The sequence below is a fragment of the Geomonas silvestris genome (assembly GCF_014193515.1).
GTDB lineage: Bacteria > Desulfobacterota > Desulfuromonadia > Geobacterales > Geobacteraceae > Geomonas > Geomonas silvestris.
Genome location: NZ_BLXX01000002.1, coordinates 604,172 through 610,809 on the forward strand (window position 1 = coordinate 604,172; position 6,638 = coordinate 610,809).

The window sequence follows — 6,638 nt, forward strand, 5'->3', positions numbered from 1 at the left end:
CCAATGAGAAAGTAGTCCGTCCGATACCCGTATAAATCTAGCGTAGAGGCTGGTGAAGTCAATTCGCGGGTGCTGCGGCTGCTCAATTAATTTAACTTATAATGAACCTCGGTCATATCGCGTTTGGTGCTAGGTAGAGATGATCTTGTTTTTTAGAATAAGGATCTCGAAGGCGAGGGAGATCTTCCCCATGAGCCTGAGCAGGTCGTTGCTCTCCCGATCCAAGGGCCTCGACCCGCCTTCCACGTAGAGGATCGCCACGACCCTCCCCATCATGACCAGGGGAGCCAGGAACTGGTTCAGCGAGGGTCCCGCACCGAGCGCGGCCAGCATCGCGTTGTTGCAGGGGGTGAGCGGGAACGACCCGAGGTAGTGGGTCTTGCTCTCCACCACGGCACGCAGCACGCTCGGCTCGTTGAGCGCGATGGAAAGCTTCTCGACCTCCGGCAGCTGCGCGTTTCCCGCCTGGGCAACCCAGCCGTTCACCCGGTCCCCTTTGACCAGGAAAAGCGCCGCGCGGCTGTACTGCCGCCCCAGGTAGCCGACTGCCAGTGCGCCGATGCTGTGCCGGTCCGGCGCCTCGGTGAGCCCCCGAAGCATCCCCTCCAGGGAAAAATCGGGTTCGGCCTGGGCCGGGGCCGCCTGCCAGGAAGCGACGGCAGGGGGGAACGGCTCGGCACCGAGTTCCTCCAGGTCGGCGAAGGTTTCCGCCTCCTCGAGGGGGGCGAGCTCGAAGATGTCGATCTCTTCCGGCTCGGCCTGCGCTGCGGGTGCCGGTGCCGGTGCCGGTGCCGGCTGGGGTACGGCGGCCAGGTGAGCGGCAGGCGCTGCGGCGAGGTTCGCCTGGGGGGAGAGCCGGTTCCTGGCGCGGCCGCCGCCGGCGACCGTTATGTAGCGCAGTTCGCGCCGGACCCGGTAGTACTTCTCCAGGGCGCTCACGATGCGCAGCTCGGGTGCGATGTGCGGCACCACGATGAAGCCGGTGGCAAAGGAGATTTCGTCGATGGCGCCGAAGTCGGAGGGGTCGGCCATGGCCAGGGCGAGCTTGCGGTTGGTGAGGGAAAGCGGGACCACGCGGTACTTCTTGGCGACCTCTTCCGGGATCACCTGGATCACCTGCGGCGGGATGTCGAGGAACTGCTCGGGGCGCGCGTAGGGGACCCCGGTCTTGCGGCCGAGGTACATGGCCAGTTCGTTTTCGTCCAGAAGCCCCATCTCGACCAGGTTGGTGCCGAAACGGCCACCGAAGATCGCCTGACCTTTCAGCGTCTCCTCGACATCAGCCGAGCTGAGCTTCCCTTCGCGAACCAGCAATTCCCCGAGCTTCACCGAGTGGCCTCCTGCGGTACGTGCCCCGCAACCGGTGCCGGCACTTATTACAGTTTCATAACATCGGCGTTAATTTAGAATTCCCTGAGACTGTTGTCAACAGCCAATTGGCAGCTCCCTCCATTCTGTGCAAGGCCTGACCAGCGGGTGGCGCCAAACGCGGGCTCGAGCCGGGCGCCAGCGGCGTCTCCCGGGAGTGCTTCAGCTCACCCCGGTGATCCCGAACTCCTTGCACTCGCGCCCCTTGCCGAGCTCCACCTCGTCGCCCACCGTCTTGCCGATCAGGTCCCGCCCCAAGGGGGAGTTCGGGGTGATCACCAGCACCTCGCACCCCTCCAGGTCGAGTTTCATCCCCCCTTCTTCAGGTCCGATGAACACCGTGCGCGTCTCGCCGTCTTCCGCCTCCAGGGTCACCAGTGCGGTGAGCCGGATCGGGGTGTCGTCGGAGAACTGCTGGAGTTCCAGGGTCCGGTAGGCGTGCAGGGCGGACTTGATCTCCTGGGCCCGGTTGGCCTGCCCCTGCGAGAGGTAGGAGGCCTCCAGGCTGAGCGTGTCGTACTTGTTGTCCGGCACGTTTTCTTCGTGAATGGCGGCCTCGTGCGCGGCCTTGGCCGCTGCCGCGAAGAGCGCCAGGTCCGCGCTGAGGCGGTTTATGATGAGACGATGGATCCTTTGCTTGCGTGTTGTTGCGATGGTGCACCTGCCTTGACTGTGTGGATGGCCCGCCGGGCGGGGAAGAGCGGGATAGTATAACGATCCTGGCCCGGATGTCACCCCCGAATTGCACCAGCCGAGTCGGCTGGGCCAATCGCTAAGCCAGGACCGTTTTCCAGCTCAAAGGTGCAAAACATCCTGTAGATTTTACCTTTGGAAGCATACAATGAGATATAGGAGGAGCTAAGAGGAGGGCGCTGTGAGTGACGCTGCCCAAAGGAGGTTGGACATGCAAGGTTACGAACTGGTTAAGGCAATCGAGCAAGAGAGAAGTTCCCATGGCGATCGGATCTTCATCAAATGGTGGCGCAACGAGGAGGACTTCATCGACTTCGACCTGGTGACCCGTTTTCTGGACAACCTGAACTACTCAAGCCAGATCTCCGGGTTCGAGCTCATCGACCAGGACGAGATGTGGAAGACGGTGGAGCGCCGGTCCAACGGCAAGGCCAAGAAGGTGGAGCGTGACGGCGAGTTCAAGGTGTTCTGGACGCCGCCCAAAAACTCGGAGACCGAAATCACCTGCACCGAGTGCCCCTACACCCCGGAAACCCTCCTGAGGATCCTGGACGCCGAGACCAACGACAACTACGTCGACTGAGTTCCGCTGTAAGCATGCGAGGCCGGGGTGACAGCTCCGGCTGCTGACACGTAAAGCTAGAAGAAATCGGCCCCTTCGCGTGAACGCCCAGGGGCCGATCTTGTGTTCATTTAAATCTGTCCGAGCAGGCGAGTGCCCAAGGCAGCACTTGAGGGATGCCTCAGGTTCAGCGGCCCCTGGCGAGCATCTTGAAGAAGTCGAGCACCTTGTCCGGGTGTTCCGCGGCCTTCGGGATCTTGGGCCAGTGCTTGATGATCGTGCCGTCGGGGGCGATGACCACGGTGGAACGGATGGTTCCCAACGTCGTCTTGCCGTACTGGATCTTCTCGCCATAGGCGCCGTAGGCTTTCATCACCGAGGCATCCGGGTCCGAGAGGAGCAACAGCGGAAGGTTGTACTGGCAGATGAACTTGTCGTGGGACTTCAAGGTGTCTTTGCTGACCCCCACCACCGCCCCGCCCAACTGTTCGAAGAGCGGCAGCAGTTTGCCGAACCCGACCGCCTCGGCGGTGCATCCGGGGGTGTTGTCCCGGGGGTAAAAGTAGAGAACCAGGATCTTCCCGGCAAAATCCTTGAGCGAGTGTTTCTTGCCGTCGCTCCCCTCCAAGGTGAAGTCGGGCGCAGCCTGCCCTTCCAAAAATGCCATGTTTTCCTCCAATGGTGATGTACGTCCCTTATCTCATGAATAGAGCGGGTGTGCGGGACTAACAATAGCAGAGCAGGATGGAAAGGCAAGCTATTGCTGCGGCTTAGCTTGCCTCGCCGCCCGTTTCGCGCTATGCTGCGCCCGCTTCAAGTCGAAGGGGGATCCGTGAGCACAGCGCCGGTACATCAATTTCTGCTGCAGGGAGAGCCGTGGTATCACTTTGCCGGGGTGCTGCTCGTGATCACGCTCGCCGTTTTGCAGGCGCGGGTGGGACGCGCCGGCGCACTCTGGCTGATCCTCTGGGCGCTCCCCGGGACGATCCTGCACGAACTGGCGCACCTGGTGGTGGCGCTCATTACCGGCGGGCGTCCTGTCGGCTTCAGCGTCATTCCGCACCGGGAGCCGGGGCGTGGCGGCTGGCGCCTGGGCTCGGTCACCATCAGCCGCCCCCACGCCATCGCGGCGCTCCCCTCGGCTCTCGCACCGCTGGCGCTGAACCTGGTCGCCTACTACCTCTTTTGCAACTGGGGGCGCTGGTTCCGCGCCGATCTTTTCCACACCCTCTCCATGTACGCCGCCATCTACCTGTTCAGCTACAGCTCCATCCCCTCGGGGCAGGATATCAAGGTCGCCCTCTCCAGCCCATTCGGTGTCGGCCTCTATACGGCCGCCGCCGGCAGCGCCTGGCTCGTGCTGCGCTGACCCCTGCGGTGCATTACAGCTCCGAGTATCTCGACATCACCATCGCGAGCTCCGCCTTGGCCGGGGTCAGCCAGAGTGGCAACATCGCCACCGTAACCCTGCAGCTCGCCAACGGCGCCGAGCCCGCGGCGAAGGCCTTCTCCGTTACCAACATTCGTATCCTTGACATCTCCTCAATGCTCGGCAAAATTAGGCAGGCCTAATATTGGCTTGCAACGGCTCGGGCGGATCCGCTTCCAGCTAAAACGGGTGTAAAGGAGGTGGCGATGGCAGGGAAAACGTCGAAATCGGGCAAGAAGCGCATCAAAAGGAATTTCCGGAACTTCACACCAACTCCGTTGCTCAATTTCTGCTTGAGGGTTAAGCGGGGGCTCACGGACAACACGTACATCTCGGAAGCCTTCTGGGCGATGTATGGTCCGCTCCGGCAACGTTTGTTCGAGGCAACGGACAGGTACGAGGGTGGCTATCAGGTGGCGACGGACGGCGCCAGGAGCCAGATCCGGGAACGGGAAAAGCTCGCCGAAGAACTTGTCGCACTGCTGGATGAAATGGCCTCGGCTCTGGAGTCGGCAAGTTTTCGCGACCCCGCGGTGCTTCTCAGTACCGGCTACGACCTCACCGTGGAAAGGAGAAGCACCCCGAGGGAAAAACCACCACTGGGTCCCCCTACGGACTTCCGGGTTGAAAACCTTGCGGAGCCGAGCAAAGTCCTCGGCACGGTCAGCAACATGATGAGTGCCATCATCCAGGAGATCCATATCAATACTCAGGACCCTGCGGTGGAGGCACACTGGCGCCACAAGGGGATCTACTTCGATCCTGCCAATATGGTCATCGAGGGGCTGGAGCCAGGCAACGTCTTTTTCCGCATGAGGTACCTCCGGGAAGACGGCCCCGGCCCGTGGTCGCCCATCGTCACTACGCCGGTCACCTGATCCGCTTAGCTGGCTGCCCGGATCGTCAGAAGAGGCACCCTTTGGGTGCCTCTTTTTTTGTCCCTTACGCGTAAGCTGGCTTCAGCAGGCCGTCAAATTTCATCAGGGAAGTTCCAGGGATGCCCAATCTTTAGTCGGCGAGAGATGCTCTTACGTTCCCCCCCTTTGGAAAAGGGGGGGCAGGGGGGATTCGCCTTTGACATGATGGCACCTCGTAAGTGCAAGAACTTTTGATCAAAAATCGAATCCCTCCTGTCCTCCCTTTTCCAAAGGGAGGGACGTGACTACCGGCTGCTATGTTCTTACCTCACGAAGCACAGGTGCGCCGCGTTCCTCAGTTTTCCAGATAGCCAAAAGGAGACAGGCACCTGCCGGAGCCGGTCCCCCAGCCGGGCCTGTAAAATCCTTTGTGTAAATGGCCATTTTCGGTTAGAACCCACTCGATAGGAGGGAGCCGATGGCCAGTGTAGATGAATTGCTTGATGCTTTGATTAAGGACTGCAAGAAACCAGAAGACATAGTTGGCGAAAACGGCCTTCTGAAGCAGCTGACTAAGCGTGTCCTGGAGCGGGCAATGCAGGTCGAGATGACGGATCATCTCGGCTACGAAAAGCATTCTCCAGACGGCAATAACAGCGGCAACTCACGCAACGGGACCTATAAGAAGACCGTCAAAGGTGAGTTCGGCACCCTTGAGGTCACAGTGCCGCGAGACCGCAATGGGAGTTTCGATCCACTAATTCTGCCGAAAGGGCAGAGTCGCTTTACCGGGTTTGACGACAAGATCATCTCTATGTACGCCCGGGGGATGACCACCCGTGACATCCAAAGCCATCTTCAGGAGATGTACGGGGTCGAGGTGTCGCCGGCACTTGTTTCACAGGTCACTGACGCCATAGCAGATGAAGTAAAACAGTGGCAGAATCGGCCTTTAGATGAGGTCTACCCGATCGTGTACCTGGATGCCATCAGGGTCAGAGTCCGTCACAATGGACATGTCATTAACAAGGCAGTCTACCTCGGCATAGGCATCACCGCTGAAGGGATGAAGGAGATCCTTGGGATGTGGACTGCCGAAAATGAAGGTGCCAAGTTTTGGCTCCAGGTGGTCACGGAACTTAGAAATCGAGGCGTAAAGGATATCTTCATCGCATGTGTCGACGGTCTCAAAGGCTTTCCTGAAGCAATTGAAGCGGTTTTCCCGAGCACCCAGGTTCAGCTTTGTATCGTACATATGGTCCGTCACAGCATGAATTACGTTTCCAGAAAACGATGGAAAGAAGTTGCTGAGGACCTGAAGACAATCTATCAGGCCCCGACGGCACAGCAGGCAGAGATGAACCTGGAGGCTTTTGAGGCAAAATGGGATCCGACATACCCATCGGTATCGAAAGCGTGGCGGAGGAACTGGGATAATATCATTCCCTTCTTCTCCTATGCTCCCGAGATCAGAAGGGCCATCTACACCACCAACACCATTGAATCACTGAACATGTCGGTCCGGAAGGTAACGAAAAACCGAGGCTCCTTCCCGAACGACGAAGCGATGTTCAAGCTGCTTTACTTGGCGTTTAGGAACGTCTCCAAGACTTGGTGCAGAGCGATCCCGGGGTGGAGGCTAGCCCTAAACCAGTTCTCGATCATTTACGAAGGTAGAATGCCCGTTATGTAGCCGATAGGACATTTACACAAAATCCTTTACACCCCC

At 59.5% G+C, this 6,638-nt stretch carries 8 protein-coding genes; 5 read left to right on the top strand and 3 right to left on the bottom strand.

What is annotated here, in order from left to right:
• Window positions 1–129: 129 nt before the first annotated feature.
• Both GMST_RS06315 and GMST_RS06320 read right to left on the bottom strand, forming a co-directional pair.
• Complete coding sequence (locus GMST_RS06315; RefSeq protein WP_183353775.1) at window positions 130–1,329, bottom strand: GspE/PulE/PilB domain-containing protein; 1,200 nt, start codon at window positions 1,327–1,329, stop codon at window positions 130–132.
• A gap of 201 nt (window positions 1,330–1,530) precedes the next feature.
• Window positions 1,531–1,902: a GreA/GreB family elongation factor gene (locus tag GMST_RS06320; protein ID WP_443093439.1), complete on the bottom strand. Its 372-nt coding sequence runs from the start codon at window positions 1,900–1,902 to the stop codon at window positions 1,531–1,533.
• Between the two features lie 370 nt (window positions 1,903–2,272).
• On the opposite strand from GMST_RS06320, the gene GMST_RS06325 reads away from it, so the two are divergent.
• Window positions 2,273–2,644 (top strand): hypothetical protein, encoded by a 372-nt coding sequence (locus tag GMST_RS06325; protein WP_183353776.1) that lies wholly within the window; start codon window positions 2,273–2,275, stop codon window positions 2,642–2,644.
• Between the two features lie 166 nt (window positions 2,645–2,810).
• On the opposite strand, the gene GMST_RS06330 is transcribed toward GMST_RS06325, so the two are convergent.
• Window positions 2,811–3,290: a peroxiredoxin gene (locus GMST_RS06330; protein ID WP_183353777.1), complete on the bottom strand. Its 480-nt coding sequence runs from the start codon at window positions 3,288–3,290 to the stop codon at window positions 2,811–2,813.
• Between the two features lie 165 nt (window positions 3,291–3,455).
• Here GMST_RS06330 and GMST_RS06335 point away from each other — a divergent pair, with 165 nt between their 5' ends.
• The 4 genes from GMST_RS06335 (at window position 3,456) to GMST_RS06350 (ending at window position 6,602) form a co-directional block, all read left to right on the top strand.
• Window positions 3,456–3,992 (top strand): hypothetical protein, encoded by a 537-nt coding sequence (locus tag GMST_RS06335; protein WP_246399212.1) that lies wholly within the window; start codon window positions 3,456–3,458, stop codon window positions 3,990–3,992.
• A gap of 8 nt (window positions 3,993–4,000) precedes the next feature.
• Entirely contained in the window at window positions 4,001–4,195 is a 195-nt protein-coding gene (locus GMST_RS06340; protein ID WP_183353778.1) for a hypothetical protein, read from the top strand.
• A gap of 63 nt (window positions 4,196–4,258) precedes the next feature.
• On the top strand, window positions 4,259–4,930 hold the full coding sequence (locus GMST_RS06345) for a hypothetical protein (protein WP_183353779.1): 672 nt from the start codon (window positions 4,259–4,261) through the stop codon (window positions 4,928–4,930).
• A gap of 457 nt (window positions 4,931–5,387) precedes the next feature.
• Entirely contained in the window at window positions 5,388–6,602 is a 1,215-nt protein-coding gene (locus tag GMST_RS06350; RefSeq protein WP_183353780.1) for an IS256 family transposase, read from the top strand.
• Window positions 6,603–6,638: the final 36 nt, after the last annotated feature.